The 17,507-nt window shown below is 72.2% G+C and carries 12 protein-coding genes and 2 tRNA genes; 5 read left to right on the forward strand and 9 right to left on the reverse strand.

Annotated elements, in window-relative coordinates; all coding sequences use genetic code 11:
• Positions 1-99 precede the first annotated feature (99 nt).
• Together leuS and C4U44_RS29945 are read right to left on the reverse strand one after the other, a co-directional pair.
• Positions 100-2,979 (reverse strand): leucine--tRNA ligase, encoded by a 2,880-nt coding sequence (gene leuS / locus C4U44_RS29940; RefSeq protein ID WP_103889174.1) that lies wholly within the window; start codon positions 2,977-2,979, stop codon positions 100-102.
• Between the two features lie 306 nt (positions 2,980-3,285).
• Positions 3,286-5,256: a S53 family peptidase gene (locus tag C4U44_RS29945; protein WP_103889175.1), complete on the reverse strand. Its 1,971-nt coding sequence runs from the start codon at positions 5,254-5,256 to the stop codon at positions 3,286-3,288.
• A 659-nt stretch (positions 5,257-5,915) separates the two neighbouring features.
• On the opposite strand from C4U44_RS29945, the gene C4U44_RS29950 reads away from it, so the two are divergent.
• Positions 5,916-6,827: an ABC transporter ATP-binding protein gene (locus C4U44_RS29950; protein WP_103889176.1), complete on the forward strand. Its 912-nt coding sequence runs from the start codon at positions 5,916-5,918 to the stop codon at positions 6,825-6,827.
• Positions 6,824-7,621, forward strand: a complete 798-nt coding sequence (locus tag C4U44_RS29955; RefSeq protein ID WP_103889177.1) for an ABC transporter permease — start codon at positions 6,824-6,826, stop codon at positions 7,619-7,621. The genes C4U44_RS29950 and C4U44_RS29955 overlap by 4 nt, the downstream gene beginning before the upstream one ends.
• 69 nt (positions 7,622-7,690) lie before the next feature.
• Here the strand turns inward: C4U44_RS29955 and C4U44_RS41715 are convergent, their stop codons facing one another.
• Both C4U44_RS41715 and C4U44_RS29965 read right to left on the reverse strand, forming a co-directional pair.
• Positions 7,691-8,620: a septum formation family protein gene (locus C4U44_RS41715; protein ID WP_103889178.1), complete on the reverse strand. Its 930-nt coding sequence runs from the start codon at positions 8,618-8,620 to the stop codon at positions 7,691-7,693.
• A gap of 260 nt (positions 8,621-8,880) precedes the next feature.
• Positions 8,881-8,953 (reverse strand) — tRNA-Ala (locus tag C4U44_RS29965).
• 201 nt (positions 8,954-9,154) lie between these two features.
• Between C4U44_RS29965 and C4U44_RS29970 the strand changes: the two genes are divergently transcribed.
• Complete coding sequence (locus C4U44_RS29970) at positions 9,155-10,237, forward strand: alkene reductase (protein ID WP_103889179.1); 1,083 nt, start codon at positions 9,155-9,157, stop codon at positions 10,235-10,237.
• A 129-nt stretch (positions 10,238-10,366) separates the two neighbouring features.
• On the opposite strand, the gene C4U44_RS29975 is transcribed toward C4U44_RS29970, so the two are convergent.
• Positions 10,367-11,881 (reverse strand): MFS transporter, encoded by a 1,515-nt coding sequence (locus C4U44_RS29975; RefSeq protein ID WP_407642910.1) that lies wholly within the window; start codon positions 11,879-11,881, stop codon positions 10,367-10,369.
• A gap of 101 nt (positions 11,882-11,982) precedes the next feature.
• Here C4U44_RS29975 and C4U44_RS29980 point away from each other — a divergent pair, with 101 nt between their 5' ends.
• Positions 11,983-12,951 (forward strand): helix-turn-helix transcriptional regulator, encoded by a 969-nt coding sequence (locus C4U44_RS29980; RefSeq protein ID WP_103889180.1) that lies wholly within the window; start codon positions 11,983-11,985, stop codon positions 12,949-12,951.
• A 205-nt stretch (positions 12,952-13,156) separates the two neighbouring features.
• Positions 13,157-14,080 (forward strand): RNA polymerase sigma-70 factor, encoded by a 924-nt coding sequence (locus C4U44_RS29985; protein WP_103889181.1) that lies wholly within the window; start codon positions 13,157-13,159, stop codon positions 14,078-14,080.
• 120 nt (positions 14,081-14,200) lie between these two features.
• Here C4U44_RS29985 and C4U44_RS29990 read toward each other — a convergent pair.
• The 4 genes from C4U44_RS29990 to C4U44_RS30005 all read right to left on the reverse strand — a co-directional run bounded on the left by C4U44_RS29990 (position 14,201) and on the right by C4U44_RS30005 (position 17,478).
• Positions 14,201-14,273, reverse strand: a tRNA-Ala gene (locus tag C4U44_RS29990).
• Between the two features lie 100 nt (positions 14,274-14,373).
• Complete coding sequence (locus tag C4U44_RS29995; RefSeq protein ID WP_103889182.1) at positions 14,374-15,021, reverse strand: histidine phosphatase family protein; 648 nt, start codon at positions 15,019-15,021, stop codon at positions 14,374-14,376.
• A 7-nt stretch (positions 15,022-15,028) separates the two neighbouring features.
• Positions 15,029-15,472: a ribosome silencing factor gene (gene rsfS / locus C4U44_RS30000; protein ID WP_103889183.1), complete on the reverse strand. Its 444-nt coding sequence runs from the start codon at positions 15,470-15,472 to the stop codon at positions 15,029-15,031.
• A gap of 113 nt (positions 15,473-15,585) precedes the next feature.
• Entirely contained in the window at positions 15,586-17,478 is a 1,893-nt protein-coding gene (locus C4U44_RS30005; protein WP_103889184.1) for an LCP family protein, read from the reverse strand.
• Positions 17,479-17,507 lie beyond the last annotated feature (29 nt).

The raw sequence follows: 17,507 nt of genomic DNA on the forward strand, positions 1-17,507 counted from the left end.
CGCGCGGCCGCCTCACGCCGCCGCGGTACCGCATCCGCACCCCCTCCGGGGCGCGGCCGCCTCACGCCGCCATGCCACCGCACCGCACCGCACGCCCCCTCACACCACGATGTTGACCAGCTTCGGCGCGCGGACGATCACCTTCCGCACCGTGGCGCCGCCGACCGCGTCGACGACCGCGGGGGCGGCCAGCGCCAGGACCTCCAGGTCGGCGTCGGTGATGGCCGGGGGCACCTCCAGACGGGCCTTGACCTTGCCCTTGACCTGGACGACGCAGGTGACGGCCTCGTCCTGGACCAGCGCGGGATCGGCGACCGGGAACGGCTCGTGGGCCAGCGAGCGGGTGTGCCCCAGCCTGTCCCACAGCTCCTCGGCGAAGTGCGGGGCCAGCGGCGCGATCAGCAGCACCAGCGGCTCGACCACGGCCCGCGGCACACCGCCGGAGGACGTACGGGTCAGCGTGTTGTTCAGCTCGGTGATCTTGGCGATGGCCGTGTTGAAGCGCAGGTGCGCCATGTCCGCCGAGACACCGTCGATCGCCTTGTGCAGGGCGCGCAGGGTCGCCTCGTCGGGCTCGGTGTCCACGACGGTGACCGCGCCGGTGGACTCGTCGACGACGTTGCGCCACAGGCGCTGCAGCAGGCGGTACTGCCCGACGACAGCCCGGGTGTCCCAGGGCCGGGAGACGTCCAGTGGGCCCATCGCCATCTCGTACAGCCGCAGGGTGTCGGCGCCGTACTCCGCGCAGATCTCGTCGGGCGTGACCGCGTTCTTCAGCGACTTGCCCATCTTGCCCAGCAGCCGGGAGACCGGCTCGCCGTCGTGGTAGTACGCGCCGTCGCGCTCCTCGACCTCCGTCGCGGGCACCGCGATGCCGCGCGCGTCGCGGTAGACGAACGCCTGGATCATGCCCTGGTTGTACAGCTTGTGGAACGGCTCGAAGGACGAGATGTGCCCCAGGTCGTACAGCACCTTGTGCCAGAAGCGGGCGTACAGCAGGTGCAGGACGGCGTGCTCGGCGCCGCCGACGTACAGGTCGACGCCGCCGGCCGGTTCACCCTCGCGCGGGCCCATCCAGTACGCCTCGGCCTCGGCGGAGACCAGCTTGTCGCTGTTGCGCGGATCCAGGTAGCGCAGTTCGTACCAGCAGGAACCCGCCCAGTTGGGCATGGTGTTGGTCTCGCGGCGGTAGCTGCGGGTGCCGTTGCCGTCGCCCAGGTCCAGCTGGACGTTCACCCAGTCCTCGTTGCGCGCCAGCGGGGGCTCCGGGGAGGTGTCCGCGTCGTCGGGGTCGAAGGTGCGCGGGCTGTAGTCGTCGACCTCGGGCAGCTCGACGGGCAGCATCGAGTCGGGGACGGCGTGCGCGGTGCCCTCCTCGTCGTAGACGATCGGGAACGGCTCGCCCCAGTACCGCTGGCGGCTGAACAGCCAGTCGCGCAGGCGGTAGTTGACGGTTCCCTCGCCGATGCCGCGCTCGGCCAGCCAGGTGGTGACGGCGGCCTTGGCGTCGACGACACCCAGGCCGTCCAGACTGATGGTGTCCGACGCGGAGTTGACGATCGTCGCGTCGTACGACACGAAGGCGTCGTCCCAGGTGTGCGGGTCGGTGCCGCGGCCGTCGCCCGGCTCGACGACGCAGCGCATCGGCAGCTCGAAGGCGCGGGCGAAGGCGAAGTCACGGCTGTCGTGGGCGGGCACGGCCATGATCGCGCCGGTGCCGTAGCCCATCAGGACGTAGTCGGCGATGAAGACCGGGACCGGCTCGCCGCTGACCGGATTGACCGCGTAGGCGCCGGTGAAGACGCCGGTCTTGTCCTTCGCCTCGGCCTGCCGCTCGACGTCGGACTTGGCGGCGGCCTGCTTGCGGTAGGCGGCGACGGCCTCGGCGGGCGTGGCGTGGCCGCCGGTCCAGGCGTCGTGGGTGCCGGCCGGCCAGGCCGCGGGCACGATCGACTCGACCAGTTCGTGCTCGGGCGCCAGCACCATGTAGGTGGCGCCGAACAGGGTGTCCTGGCGGGTGGTGAAGATGGTGATCGCGGCGTCGTCGCGGCCCTGGACGGAGAAGTCCACCCGGGCGCCCTCGCTGCGGCCGATCCAGTTGCGCTGCTGCAGCTTGATCGCCTCGGGCCAGTCCAGCACGTCCAGGTCGCCGGCCAGCCGGTCGGCGTACGCGGTGATCCGCATCATCCACTGGCGCAGGTTGGCCTTGAAGACGGGGAAGTTGCCGCGCTCGGAGCGCCCTTCGGAGGTCACTTCCTCGTTGGACAGCACCGTGCCCAGGCCGGGGCACCAGTTCACCGGCGACTGGGCGACGTAGGCCAGCCGGTAGCCGCTCAGGATCTCGGCGCGCTCCGGGCCGGTCAGTTCGGCCCACGGCCGGCCACCGGGCACCGGGCGACTGCCGTCCTCGAACCCGGCGACCAGGGTGTCGATCGGGCGGGCCCGGTCGGCGTCGGGGTCGTACCAGGAGTGGTAGATCTGCAGGAAGATCCACTGGGTCCAGCGGTAGTACTCCGGGTCGATGGTGGCGAAGGAGCGGCGGCGGTCGTGGCCCAGGCCCAGCCGGCGCAGCTGCGCCTTCATGTTGGCCATGTTGGCCTCGGTGCTGACCCGGGGGTGGGTGCCGGTCTGCACGGCGTACTGCTCGGCGGGCAGGCCGAACGCGTCGAAGCCCAGGGTGTGCAGGACATTGTGGCCGGTCATCCGCTGGTGCCGGGCGAAGACGTCGGTGGCGATGTAGCCCAGCGGGTGTCCGACGTGCAGGCCCACGCCGGAGGGGTAGGGGAACATGTCCATGATGAACTTCTTCGGCCGGGCGGCCAGATCCGGCTGACCGTCCAGGTCGCCGTCGGGGTTCGCGGCCGCGAAGGTGCCGTGCTCGTCCCAGTGGTCCTGCCAGCGGCGCTCGATCCGCGCGGCCAGCTCCGCGGTGTAGCGATGGGGTGCAGCCGTCTCGGCGGCCGGGGTGGTGTCGCTCATCGTCCTCGGTACTCCATCGATGTCGTGACGGCGGCGCCGCCGTGAGCCGGTCGGGAAGACCCGGGAGACCGCCGGAAGCCCCGGGAAGAACCCGGAGACCACGGAGCACCTCGGGAGCGGACCCGGAAGCGGGAACAAAAAAACCCCTCACGCAGGAGGGGTGCCGCACTGACGTCCTTCGTGGTCAGCGCGGCGGGCTAAGCAGGAGGCTCGCGGCTCGCATGGCAGCAGGATACCGCAGCGGGCGGCGGGCCCGCACCGAGGATGCCGGTGCGGGCCCGCCGACGTGCGAGGACGGTCGCCTCGTCAGTGCTTCTTGCCCGCCTTCGCGGGCTTGTACGACTGGACGTAGCCCTTGGCCGGGGAGCCGACGCCGGTGACGTCGTCGTAGCCCACCGTGGCGTGCAGCGAGCTGTCCGCGCCGAAGGTGCGCAGCGAGGTGATCAGGCCGTCCGAGGCGTCGGTGCTGTTCGCGAAGTCGACGCGGACGTTGGCGATCCCCTGACCCTGGCCGAGCGGGTGGTCGGTCACGTCGTGGTACGCGGAGGTGCCGTACCGGTCGTAGATCAGCGGGTTGGCGAAGCCGATCGGGACGCCGCCACGGGCCTGCTCAGCGAGCGCCTGGACACCGGCGATGACCGGCGAGGCCAGCGAGGTGCCGCCGAGGCGGTACTCGTTGTACTTCGCCTTCCCGTTCGGGAAGGTCATCGTCTCACCGACGAGGAAGCCGGTGTTCGGGTCGGCGACGGCCGCGATGTCGGGCTGGACCCGCATCTTGGTGGTGCCGCCGTTCGCCAGCGCGAGCGAGTCGGGGACGACGCCCTTCTGGTAGAAGGGCTGCGCGACGAGCTTGCTGGCGCCGCCGCCCGCACCCGAGGTGAACGGGCCGGGGAAGCCGTCCCAGCTCTTGCCGTCGGCCGACAGCGGGGCGCGCTCGGTGCCCCAGCCGGTCTCCCACTCGTACTTGTCGTTCTTGCCGACGGCCAGCGAGGTGCCGCCGACCGACGTGGCCCACTCCGAGTCGGAGGGGGTGCTGACGTCCTCGGCGCCGTCGATGACGTTGTCGCCGTCGTCACCGGAGGAGAAGTAGAAGCCGATGCCCTCGACCACGCCCTGCTCGAAGACCTGGTCGTAGGCGGCCTGGACGTCGGGGGTCTCGTCGGCCTCGACGTCGCCCCACGAGTTGGTGACGATGGTGGCGAGGCGGCCGTCGACGACGGTGCTCAGCGCGTCGAGCAGGTCGTCGTCGCCGCAGGAGGCGGCGCCCACGTAGACGATGTTCGCGTCCGGGGCGACGGCGTGCACGGACTCGACGTCGAGGGACTCCTCGCCGTACCAGCCGGACGCGTCGCAGTCGGCCACGCTGTTGTAGCCGTCGGGGCCCGGGGTGACCTGGGTGAGCTGGCCCTTGCGGTACTTCTGACCGCCGGTGTCCTTCGCCAACTGGGCGCTGTCGCCGACGATGTTCGGCGAGGCGTACGCGTCGGTGATCGCGACGGTGACGCCCTTGCCGGTGTACGAACCCGCTCCGTAGGCGGCGCGCAGCTGGTCGCCGTCGTAGCCCTTGATCGTGTAAGGGGCCTTGCCGCCGTACGCGGAGGGAAGCTTGGTGTTCGTGTTCGACCCGTAATAGGTCGAGAACGGGCCGGAGTTGACGAAGGCGGCCTCGGGACCGGGCAGCGTGTCGTCGTGGGTGGCCCGCTTGGGGGCGTTGTCCAGGCCGGTGACGGTCAGGACGGCGCCGTCGAGCGAGGCGGGGGCCGAGGCGTTGGCGTTAGGGGCGTGGTAAGTGTGCCCGCTCTTGGTGTAGTTGTGCAGCTGCGTGCCGAACGCCTTCTCGGCGGCCTTCACTTCGCCGGTCACCGTCAGGTAGTGCGCGTTGGCGCCGGTCACCTTCAGGCCGGAGGAGGTCAGCCACGCCTTGACCGCGGCCGTCTGGGCCGAGGTGGCGCCGAACCGCGACGTGGCCTGAGCGGCCGTCAAGTAGTGGGCGTACTGGCTGGAGTTCGGGTCGGAAACGGCTCTGGCGTAGGCGGCCAGACCCTTGGCGTCCTTGCCGGCCAGGTACACCCGGAGGGTCACCTTGCCGCTGTCGGAGGCCGCTCCCTTGTCCGCGTGGGCGGTGGCCCACGTCGGCTTCGTACCGCTCAGGAGCTGGCGTGCGCTGGGCTGTTCGGCCGTCGCGCTCTGTGCGCCGAGGGCGAGAGCGCCGGCGACCAGCGGCAGCGCCGCCGCGACCGCGAGTCCCGCGCGCGTTCTCTTGCGGTCAAATCTCATGAAACCCCCATGCGAAGCGAATGGTTGTCGCATCTGAGGCGGTGTCGCCGCTATGCGTGCGCGGGGCACCGCAGAGCGACACTCTTTCGCTGATCAGTTCATGCCAGGGATATGGTTTTCCCAAGAGAAGGTCAAGGAACGGTAGGCACCGGCGCCGGAACGATCAGACGCTAGCAGCGGCGGGCCTCACCCGAAAGGGCGGCGTGATCTCCGGCACACCCCGTGCTACCTGCGCCTCGTCACCTCGCCGGAGGGGTGCCTGACGCACCGTGCGTAGACGATCTCAACATCCGTGCCCGTGAGGCGACTTGGCGGGTCGGTTCGTGAAGTGGCCCTCTCTCTCGCGGGGTTCGGTGGGCCGCCCGGCGCGGATCCTCGCCGCGCGGCTCGTACCTCCCTCGGCGTACCCCCGCCTACTCCACCGACCGGCCCGGCCCGCCGCGGCGTACGGCCGCGGGCGCAGCCTCGGATGTCGCCCGCGGTGCGACGACACGGCCACGCGTAACGCGGAGGGTGGCACCGAGCGAGCGGACCTGGAGGGCCCAGAGCCGCGTCGACCGTACGGGAGTAGTCGTGACCTTGTGTTTCTCCTCGCCACCGGCCCCGCAGGACCGCGGCCGCGACCGGTGCGCGCCCCCGCCGCGGAACGAGGTGCCGGCATGAGCGCGTCCCACGCGATCGAGGTCTCGGGCCTGCGCAGGTCCTACGGTTCCCACACCGCGGTGCGGGACGTCTCCTTCCAGGTGCGGCACGGCGCGGTGACCGGATTCCTCGGCCCCAACGGTGCGGGGAAGTCGACCACGCTGCGGATGCTCGTCGGGCTCACCACGCCCGACTCCGGGCAGGCCCGCGTCCTGGGGTCGGACTACCGCGCGCTGCCCAACCCCGGCCGGCACGTCGGGGTGCTGCTCGACGCGTCCGCGCAGCACTCCGGTCGCACCGGCCGCGAGGTGCTCGCGCTGGGCGCGATGGCGATGGGCCTGCCGCCGCGGCGGGCCGACGAGCTGCTGGAGGTCGTCGGGCTGGACGCCGACGAGGCCCGGCGCCGCACCGGCACGTACTCCCTGGGGATGCGGCAGCGGCTGGGCATCGCGCACGCGCTGCTCGGCGACCCGCGCGTGCTGGTGCTGGACGAGCCGGCCAACGGGCTCGACCCCGGCGGCATCCACTGGCTGCGCACGCTGCTGCGGGAGTTCGCCGACCGCGGGGGGTGCGTGCTGCTGTCCTCGCACCTGCTGCGCGAGGTCGAGGTGATCGCCGATCTCCTGATCGTCATCGGCCGCGGCAGGGTCGTCGCCCAGGGCGCCAAGCAGGAGTTGCTGGCCGCGGGCGGCACCGTGGTGCGCGGCAGCGACGCCGGCACGCTCGCGGCCGCGCTGGCCGCCGCGGGCATCGCCGCCACCCGTACCGGCGACGCGTTCCTCGCGCAGGCCGAACCCGAGCAGGTCGCCCGGGCCGCCGCGGCCGGCGGCGTGGTCGTCCTCGAACTGCGCCCGGCCGGCACCGACCGGCTGGAAAGCCTCTTCCTCCAGCTCACCGCCGACGACTCCCGCGAAACGGTGCGACGATGACCACGCTCACCCTTCCCCCGGCGCTCGAACCCGCGCCGCTCGCCGGCCCGGCCGGCGTGCCCTTCGGCCGCCTCGTCCGCGTCGAGCTGCGCAAGCTCGTCGACACCCGGGCCAGCCGCTGGCTGCTCGCGGGCATCGCGGCGCTCACCCCGGTCATCGTCGTGGTCATGCTGGTGGCGGTGAAGCCGCACGACCTGACCTACGAGAAGTTCGTCGACTTCACCCAGGCCCCGCAGAAGTACCTGCTGCCGGTGCTCGGCATCCTGACCGTCACCAGCGAGTGGAGCCAGCGCACCGGCCTGGTGACCTTCACCCTCGCCCCGAACCGCGGCCGGGTGCTGTGCGCCAAGGCCGCCGCGGCGCTGCTGGCCGGTCTGCTGGTCATCGTGCTCGCCTTCGTCGCCGCGGCCGCCGGCAACGCGCTCGGCGGGCCACTGCGCGGCGGCGACGGCAGCTGGTCGTTCGGCGCGGGCGGCTTCCGCGACATCGTGCTCGTGCTGCTCATCGGGCTGGCCCAGGGCCTGGCCTTCGGGATGCTGCTGCTGGTCAGCGCCGCTGCGATCGTGACGTACTTCGTGCTGCCCAACGTCTCCAGCGTCGTCTTCAACACCGCGCCCGGGCTGAAGGCCGACGAGAAGTGGTTCGACCTCAACACCTCCACGAGCTCCCTCTACAGCCACGACACCACCCCGCACGGCTGGCTGCAGATGCTCAGCGCCACCCTGATCTGGGTGGTGCTCCCGGCCGTCCCCGGGGTGCTGCGGGTCCTGCGCAGCGAGGTCAAGTCCGGCTAGCCGCGAGGTCCTTGCGCCGATTCGAGGAGGGCCGACCCGCGGGGGCGGCGACCAACCCCGCGGGCCGGTTCAGACCCTCCGCACCGGCGCCGGGTCGGAGACGGTCAGGTGGAGGCTGCCGCGCGCCGCGTCGTACGGCGTGGCCGCATCGATCGCCTCGGCCGCCTTCGCGTCGCGGTCCACGGCGTTCGGCTCGCGGTCCCCGTCCGCCTTGGTCCAGGCCGCGGCGGCCCGCTGCGCCGACGCTTCCACCTGGGCGATCGGGCCTGCGGCGTCCGAGGGCCACTGGTGGGCCTTCAGTGCCCGCACCATGGCCTCCTCGGCCGAGGCCATGTGCACGGCGTACACGGTCCATTCGGACATGGCGCCGTCGGCCGTCGGGCTGTCCGGGACCTGGGCGCGGACGATGTCCAGGGCGTTCTCGGCGTCGAGGTACGCCGTCCGGTGCGGTCCGAGCACCGCGGGGTCCTGGTAGAGCGTCCCCTTGGCGCCGTTGGACTCCACGCTGCAGACGACCTGGTGGATGCCGCTGTACCGCCATCCGCTCCGGGTCGGGGCGAAGTAGCGTTCGGTGCTGCCGTCCGGAATCCGCCAGAAGTCCCTCGCGTAGCCGTGGGTGAGCCGGTCGCACTCCTGTGACGCTCTGCTCTCGAGCGTTTCCTGGTCGTCGGGGTAGTCCGACCACGCGCGGCCGGCGTCCCACACACCGACCACCTCCCCGTCGTGCTCGCTTCCGCAGCCGACCCGCCGGACCTTGTCCAGCGTGCCGATACCGTTGTGCGGGTCGATCTCGTGCTCGTGGGTGAGCACGTAGCACTGGTGGGCCTTGAGGTCGGTGACCGCCACCTGGTCGGAGCCGCCCGGCAACGAGATGGCCACCAGGCCCCCCACGAAGACGGCCGTCACCGCGGCGTTGATCCTGATCGCCCACAGCGCCTCGTGCCGGCCGCCCTGCCCGGTCCAGCGGATGTCCTTGAGCGCCAGGCGCCCGATGATCATTCCCACGAACGGAATCCATGACCTCCGCAGCGCCTTGACCGCTGATCTGCTGAGTTCTGGAGTCGACATGTCGATCTGGTCCATCAATCCCCCCCGGGAACGGCCGCGCCATGGCGGCCTCGATGTCGCACGGCCGGGACCACGCCCGTACCGTGACGCGATGGAACCACCGGACGCGGACACCAGGTGGAAGCGCGGATGGCGGCGCCGGAACGAGAACGCCGCACACCTCGTGCGGTGTGCGGCGTCGAACATCTCTGTGGAGCTACGGGGAATTGAACCCCGGACCTCTTGCATGCCATGCAAGCGCTCTACCAACTGAGCTACAGCCCCGCACGGGTCCCGGGGGACCCCGGCGACCTGGGGTTACTTTACACGGCGGTGGTGGTGGCGCCGCAAATCGATTGTCGGGGCGGCGGGCGCTCCGGCGGCCTCCGGGCGGGCCCGCACGGTGTTCACGAAGTCTCAATAATCGGTGCGGGGTTGGCGGGCTACGGTGGAACAGGCCGTGCGGACGAGAGGCTGGAGGCACCTGTGACCACCGCGTTCGACCCGATCGACCTGGGCGGGATCCGCCTGCACAACCGGATCGCCATGGCGCCGATGACCCGCAGCCGGGCGTACGCCCCCGGTCTCGCTCCCACCGCGTCCACGGCGGCGTATTACGCCCAGCGGGCCTCGGCCGGGCTGATCGTGACCGAGGGGACGCAGCCCTCACCCGTCGGGCAGGGCTACCCGGACACCCCCGGGCTGCACAGCGCGGAGCAGGTCGCCGCCTGGCGGGAGGTGACCGCGGCGGTGCGTACCGCGGGCGGCCGGATCTTCGCCCAGCTGATGCACACCGGCCGGATCGGCCACCCCTCGCTGCTGCCGGAGGGCCTGCACCCGGTGGGGCCGTCCGCGGTGGCCGCGAAGGGATCGGTCTACACCGCGAACGGGCCGAAGCCGTTCGTGGTGCCGCGCGAGCTGACCGAGGACGGGATCTGGCAGACCATCGAGGACCACGCCGCCGCGGCCCGCAACGCCATGGCCGCCGGGTTCGACGGGGTGGAGGTGCACGCCGCCAACGGCTACCTGACCCACCAGTTCCTCGCGCCGAACTCCAACACCCGCACCGACCACTGGGGCGGCGACGACCGGCGCCGGGCCCGGTTCGCCGCCGAGCTGGTGCGGGCGGTCGCGAGCGCCATCGGCCCGGAGCGCACGGGCCTGCGGATCTCCCCCGGCAAGCCGCTCGGCGACATCGACGAGCCGGAACCGGATGCCACCTACCTCGAACTGGTCCGCGCACTCGAACCGATCGGCCCGGCCTACCTGCACCTGGTCGAGGGGCGGGACCGGGCGCTGACCCTGGAGCTGCGCAAGCGGTTCGGCGGCGCCTTCCTCCTCAACGCCCGCGCCGAGCAGGGACATTCGGGCCCGGAGCAGCTCTCCCTGATCGAGGACGGCACCGCCGACATGCTCTCCTTCGGCGCCCTCTTCCTCGCCAACCCCGACCTGCCGCGCCGGCTGCGCCTCGGCGGCCCGTACAACTCCCCCCAGCGGGAGACGTACTACGGCGGCGACGACCGCGGCTACACCGACTATCCGGCGCTGCCCGCCACCGAGGAGCAGTAGCGCCCTCGTACGGACGCCCGCATGCGCGCCCGTACCGACGCCCGCACCGGCCGGAGCAGGCCCGCACCCGCCGGGAGGGGCCCCGGGTGGACCCGGAGCCCCTCGTCCGTACCGCGCCGCGCCTCCGCCTCAGTCGCGCCTGCGGGCCAGGGCGACGAGCGCTCCTCCCGCCGCGACCGCGGTCAGCGCCACCGAGGTGACGGTGAACGCGTGGGCCGAGGCGTGCAGCCCGCCCGAGCCGAGCCGGTTGAGGAACAGCGTGCCGAGGGTGGCCACGCCGATCAGCTGGCCGAGCTGCGTCACCGTGGCGAGCAGCCCGCTGGCGTCCGCCGCGTCCTGCGGGTCGACCTTGGCCAGCGCGAGGGTGAAGGTCGGGCTGAACGACAGGCCCAGGCCCGCACCGAGGAGCACCAGGCCGACGTAGATCAGCGCGCCGCCGTGCCCGCCGCCGTGCAGGGCCAGGCCGATGCCCGCCAGGGCGACCGCCGACAGCGCCATGCCCACCGAGGCCAGCCGGGGCCACCACGCGCGCGGCAGCCGCCGCCAGTACAGCCCGGCGCCGCCGAAGGCCACCGCGGTGGCCGCGAAGGTCAGCCCGGTGCGCAGCGCGCTGAAGCCGAGCCCGGTCTGGAGGTGCAGCGCCACCGCGAACAGGAAGCCCGCGTTCACCGCCATGGTGAGCATCAGCACGGTCACCGAACGGGTCATCCCCGGCGCCCGCAGCACCCGGCCGGACACCAGCGGGGCGCCGCCGCGCCGGGCCAGCCGCGACTCGATCACGACGAACGCGCCGAACAGCAGCACGCTCAGCGCCAGGCAGCACCAGCCCCACACCGGCCAGCCCTCCTCCTGCCCGAGCACCAGCGGCACCGTGAAGAGGGTGACGGCCGCGCCCAGCACGACCAGGCCCGGGAGGTCCAGGCCGCGCCGCCGCTCGGGGTCGGTGGGCCGGTCCTTGGGCAGCACCTTCGGCGCCACCACCAGCATCACCGCGCCGATCGGCACGTTCACCAGGAACACCGGCCGCCAGCCGCTGCCGAACAGGTCCGCGCTGACCAGCACCCCGCCCAGCGACTGGCCGAGCGCCGCGCCCGAGGAGAGCACGGCCGCGTACACGCTCATCGCGCGGGTGCGGGCCTCGCCGCGGAAGTTCAGCTGGAGCAGGCTCAGCACCTGGGGGATCATCAGCGCGGAACCGGCGCCCTGCACGAAGCGGAAACCGATCAGCTCGCCCGTGCTCTGCGCGAGACCGCAGGCCAGCGAGGCGGCCGTGAACAGGGCGAGTCCGGCGACGAACAGCCGCCGGTGGCCGAGCAGGTCACCGAGCCGGGCACCGGTGATGAGGAGGACCGCGTAGGCGATGGTGTAGCCGGCTATCACCAGTTGCAGGCCCGCGCCCGAGGCGTGCAGGTCGGTCCGGATGGTGGGCGCCGCCACGTTGACGATGAAGACGTCGAGCAGGGCCATGAACTGGCCGGTGAGGATGATCGCCAGCAGCATCCCCGGCCGTGGCCCGGCCCGGCCCGGGCGTCCCGTGCCGGGATGGTCGACGTGCCGGCCCGATCCGGGCACGGTGGAATCCGTGGCGGAGGTCGTCGGGGAAGCGGTCGCGGGGCTGGCTCCCGCCAGCGTCTCGTTGGTCATGCACCGATCGTGCGGCCCGCGCGGTACCGGTAACGAGAGCCCAGTGATCCTGGTACTGACACCACCTGGCACCCGCGGCGCCGCCCGTCCAGGATGGAAGCATGGCATCGCCAGAAGCCCAGCCCGACAGCCGGAAGCAGAGCCCGCAGCGCCGCAGCGAGCTCGCGGCCTTCCTGCGCAGCCGCAGGGCCCGGATCGGCCCGGAGGACGTCGGCATGCCGCCGGGGCTGCGCCGCCGCACCCCCGGCCTGCGCCGCGAGGAGGTCGCGCAGCTCGCCGGGGTCGGCGTCACCTGGTACACGTGGCTGGAGCAGGGCCGCCCGATCAACGCCAGCGTCCAGGTCCTGGACGCGGTGTCCCGGGTGCTCCAGCTGGACGTGACCGAGCGCGACCACCTCTACCGGCTGGCCGGCATCCCCTTCGTCCGCGAGCCGGTCTCCGACGCGGAGGTGGTCGGTGAGGAACTGCTGGGCGTGCTCGGCTCGCTGGACCCGCTGCCGGCCGCGGTCTACAACGCGCGCTACGACGTGCAGGCCTCCAACGAGACCTACCGCGTGCTGTGGCCGATGACCGCGCTCGTCGAGCGCTGGGAGCGGAACGTCCTGTACAAGCTGTTCACGGTGCCCGAGTGCTGCTCGACCTTCGTCAACAGCGCCGACGAACTGCCGTGGATGGTGGCCCAGTTGCGGCGCAGCTACGCGCGGCACATGGGCGAGCCGGCGTGGGAGAACTTCGTCCAGCTGCTGATCGAGGAGAGCCCGACGTTCGCGCAGCTGTGGGCGAGCGGCAACGTCGCGGCGCCGGGCCGCCGCGTCAAGGTCTTCCGGCACGCGGAGGTCGGCATCATCAACATGACCTCGATGTCGCTGAGCATCGACGGCATGGCCGAGCACCGGATCGTGGTCTACACCCCGGTCGAGGAGGAGGATCAGCTCCAGATCGAGCGGCTGCGGGCGATCGACGACCCGATCATCGGCTGCGCGCGGCACGCCCGCCGCCTGTCGGTGTCCCTGGCCGCCCGCGCCGACGCGGCCCGCGCAGGTCAGGAGCAGCGCGCCACCGCGACCTGAGGCGGGCGCACCCCCGGAACCCCGCCGAGCCGGAAACAGCCGCGCACGCGAACGGCCCCGCCCGTACCCGCCGCATGTCACAGAACGCCGGGCTGTCCCGTCGTGTAGGGAGACGGACTCCGGAGGCGGGAAGGGTGAGGGCCATGCGGCAACGGGTGGCGGGTGGGACCGGCGGCGGCGCGGCACGCGATGCGGAGGGGCCGCGGTGACGCCGGCCGAGGAGTTCCAGGAGCTGCGGCCGCTGCTGTTCTCGATCGCCTACCGCATCCTGGGCAGCGTGAGCGAGGCGGAGGACGCCGTCCAGGAGACCTGGCTGCGCTACGAGGGTGCCGCGACCCGGCCCGCCTCCACCAAGGCGTTCCTGTCGGCGGTGGTCACCCGGATCTCGATCGACGTCCTGCGCTCGGCCCGGGTCCGCCGGGAGCAGTACGTCGGGGAGTGGTTCCCCGAGCCGCTGCTGGCCGACCCCTACCAGGACCCGGCGCGCTCCACCGAGCTGGCCGACTCGGTGTCGATGGCCGCCCTGCTGCTCCTGGAGCGGTTGAGCCCGCTGGAGCGGGCGGTGTTCGTGCTGCGCGAGGTCTTCGGGTTCGGGTTCCCCGAGATCGCGTCGGCGGTGCGGCGGTCGGAGCCGGCCTGCCGCCAACTCGCGGTGCGGGCACGGCGCCACATGGACGAGGGCCGGCCGCGCTTCGAGGCCGATCGCAAGGAGCGCAGGGAACTCGCCGAGCGCTTCTTCGACGCCTTCCGGGAGGGGGACGTCGACGGGCTGCGGGACCTGCTGGCCTCCGACGTGGCGATGGTCGCCGACGCCGGCGGCAAGGCCCCGCTGTGGGGCCGGGGCGTCTTCGGCGACGGCAACGTCGCCCGGGTGCTCGCCGCGATGGCCGCGCCCTTCGACCGGATCGGCGGCGTGGTCCAGCCGCACGAGATGAACGGGCAGCCGGGCGCGATCTTCCGCGACCGGGACGGCCGGGTCGTCAACACGCTGACGCTCGACATCTACGAGGGCCGGATCCAGACGATCCGCTCGGTGCTCAACCCGGACAAGCTCGGGCACGTGGGTCCGGTGGCGGACGCCTGGGCGGTCGTCCGGGAGGCGAACGACGCGCGCCGCCCCACGGATTGACCGGGCGCCTGAGGACAGGCGCCGCCGTGCGGCCGCCGCTCCCCGGGAGGGGCGCGGCCGGAAAAGCAGCGAGCGGGACCCGTCCGCATTTCTCTCGGACGAATCCCGCTCACCTACGCGTGGAGCTACGGGGAATTGAACCCCGGACCTCTTGCATGCCATGCAAGCGCTCTACCAACTGAGCTACAGCCCCGCGTCCGACCCGGCAGCGCCGGCGACGAGAAGAAGCATAGCCGGTGGACGGGCCGGAAACGAAATCGGCCGCACGGCCCGCCGGGAAGCCCGGGATGCCGTCACACGTCGTCGCCGAGCACGGGTTCCGGCAGGGTGCCGGCGTTGTGCTCCATCAGCCGCCAGCCGCGGGCGCCCTCGCCCAGCACCGACCAGCAGCAGTTCGACAGCCCGCCCAGCGACTCCCAGCTCACCGGGTCGAGGTCGAGCAGGCGGCCGATGGTGGTGCGGATGGCACCGCCGTGACTGACCACGACGAGCACGCCCCGGTCGTCGAGCTTGTCGGCGGCGGCCAGCACCAGCGGCGCGGCGCGGTCGGCGACCTCGGTCTCCAGCTCGCCGCCGCCGCGCCGCACCGGCTCGCCGCGCTTCCACGCCGTGTACTGCTCGCCGAAGCGGGCCAGGATCTCGGTGTGCGTCAGGCCCTGCCACTCGCCCGCGTAGGTCTCCCGCAGGCCCTCGTAGTGCGTGACGGGCAGGCCGGTGAGGGTGGCCAGCTCGGCCGCGGTGTCGGCGGCGCGGCGCAGGTCGGAGGCGATGATCGCGTCCGGGCGCAACGCGGCGAGCAGCCGGGCGGCGCGGCGGGCCTGGGCCACGCCGGTCTCGGTGAGCGGGATGTCCGTGTCGCCCTGGAAGCGCTGCTCGATGTTCCAGGCGGTCTGGCCGTGGCGCCACAGGACGATACGGCGGTGGCGGTCGGTCCCGGTCACCCTGCGCTCACGCGTCCTCGCGCTCGGCGGCGACGGCGGCCGCCTCCGCCGCCTCGGCGTGGGCCGCGCCCTTGCCCCGGGTGGCCACGGCGTCCGCGGGCAGCTCGATCTCCGGGCAGTCCTTCCACAGCCGCTCCAGCGCGTAGAAGACCCGCTCCTCGGAGTGCTGGACGTGCACCACGATGTCGACGTAGTCCAGCAGCACCCAGCGGCCGTCCCGCTCGCCCTCCCGCCGCACCGGCTTGGTGTCCAGCTCCTGGAGCAGGTGTTCCTCGATTGCGTCGACGATCGCCTTGACCTGCCGGTCGTTGGGCGCCGAGGCGACCAGGAAGGCGTCGGTGATGGAGAGCACATCGCTGACGTCGTAGGCGATGATGTCGTGCGCGAGCTTGTCGGCGGCCGCCTGTGCGGCGGCGCGGGTCAGCTCAAGGGAACGGTCAGTGGCGGTCACGGATGCGGCTTTCCGGTCGGGGACTGTCACCTCAAGGGTCTCACGACCCTCGGACAGACCCCGACCGGAAATCGGGCGGCGCCGCTGACCTGCGGCGCCGCCCGGTTCGCCGGTCAGTCGCCGGAGGTGCTCGGCTTGTAGTCCTTGCCGAGCACGACCGAGATGTCCGCGTTGGACGGGACCGTGCCCTTCTTCACCGCGCTCGTCGGCAGGCCCAGCGTGGCCGCCACGTCCTTGGCCGCCGCCGCCCGGGCCGGGTCGGTGTAGAGCACCTGGGACACCGCCTGGGTCGTGGTGGACTTGCCGCCCGCCACGTAGGTGTAGGTGCCGCCGTTGACGATCGCGGCCTGCGCCATGGTCGCGGACTTGGAGTTGCCGCTGGCGTCCTTGACCGAGACCCTGGCCGCCGCGGAGGAGCCGGTGCTCTGCTTCACGCTGCCGCCGAGCACGTCCTTCACGATGCTGTCGGTGGCCTTCGTGTCGAGCGTCCCGTCCTTCTGCACCGGCAGCATGGTGGTGGAGTACTGGCCGGTCTTGGCGAGGTCGGCGAGTTCGGCGAGCGAGGCCCCGAGCTGCTTCTCGGTGAGCGACGGGTCGAGGATCTGGGCGAGCGCCTGCACGGTCTTGGTCGCGTCCGGCGCGTCGCTCGGCATCTTCTTCAGCACGGCCTGCATGACCTGGCCGAAGCGGGCGAGCTGGTCGGTCTGCGACTCGCCGGGCCCCTTGTAGGTGGCGTAGGTCACGGCGGCCTGACCGTTCAGGTCCTGCTGCTCGCCCTTGGGGACGAGCACCTTGTCCTTGTCCTTGCCGGTGCCCTTGATCTCGGTGTTCGTGTCGACGAAGACGTCGCCGAGGGAGTCGACCAGCAGCTCCAGGTACGGGGAGTCGAGCCGCCAGCTGCCCTTGATGTCGGTGCCGAGCAGGGTGTTGAGGGAGTCCCGGGTGGGCCCGACGCCGTTCGCGACCGACTTGTCCAGGGTGGTCGCGGAGCCGTCGTCGTCGGTGAGCTGCACGCTCCCCGGTATGAGCACGGTGGTGCCGTGCTTCTTCGTCGTGTTGTCCACCAGCAGCGCGGTGGAGCTGGCGCCGCCGTTGACGGGCAGCATGTGCACCACGATCACGTCGCGCCGCTGGTCGCCCCCGGTCGCGGCCGCCGCCGTGGAGTTCTTCTTCAGGCCGGGGATCTTGCCCGCCTGCCAGAGGTAGCCGGCGCCGCCGAGCAGCGCGAGCACGAGTATGACCACCAGCCCGGACGTGCGTTTGCGTCCGCGCCGCTTGGCCTCCTCCCTGCGCTCGGTGCGCGACTCGGAGAACTTCAGCCAGTCGATGACCTCTTCGGACTCCTCCGACTCCTCGTCGACGAAGGCGAACTGATCGGTCCCGTCGTCCCGCGCCGTCTGCTGCTCGGCCGCCGGGGGCTGCTCGCCCTGGTACACGGGCTGCTGGCCGGTCTCGTACGCCGGCTGCTGCCCGGTGTCGTACGCGGGCATCTGCCCGGTCTGGTACGCCGCCTGCTGGCCGGTGTCGTACGTCGGGATCTGGCCGGTCTCGTACGTCGGGATCTGGCCGGTCTCGTACGTCGGAATCTGGCCGGTCTCGTACGTCGGGATCTGGCCGGTCTCGTACGTCGGAATCTGGCCGGTCTCGTACGTCGGGATCTGGCCGGTCCGGTACACGGGCTGCTGGCCGGTCCCGTAGTCCTGCTGGTAGCCCTGCGGGGGGTGGACCGGGTGCTGGCCGGTGTCGAACTGCTCGTAGTACGGCGGCGCGGCCTGCTGGGGGATGTCGTAGCCCTGCGGCCGGCCGCCGCCGTAGGTCGACGACGGGTCCTGGTACGGCGGTTGGGCGTAACCCTGCTGCGGTGGCGCGGGCGGCGGCGGCACCGGGCGGCCGTACTCGTCGTAGTCGTAGCGCTGCTGCTGGTAGTAGGGGTCCTGCGGGTAAGGGTCTCTCTCGTTGTCCTGACCGCCCTCGGCATAGTGCCTGCGGGGGTTTGCGTCGTTCACGAGGAACCCCTTCTTGTTTGCTGTACGCC

The sequence above is a fragment of the Actinacidiphila yanglinensis genome, assembly GCF_900107965.1.
In the GTDB taxonomy this organism is placed as follows: domain Bacteria; phylum Actinomycetota; class Actinomycetes; order Streptomycetales; family Streptomycetaceae; genus Actinacidiphila; species Actinacidiphila yanglinensis.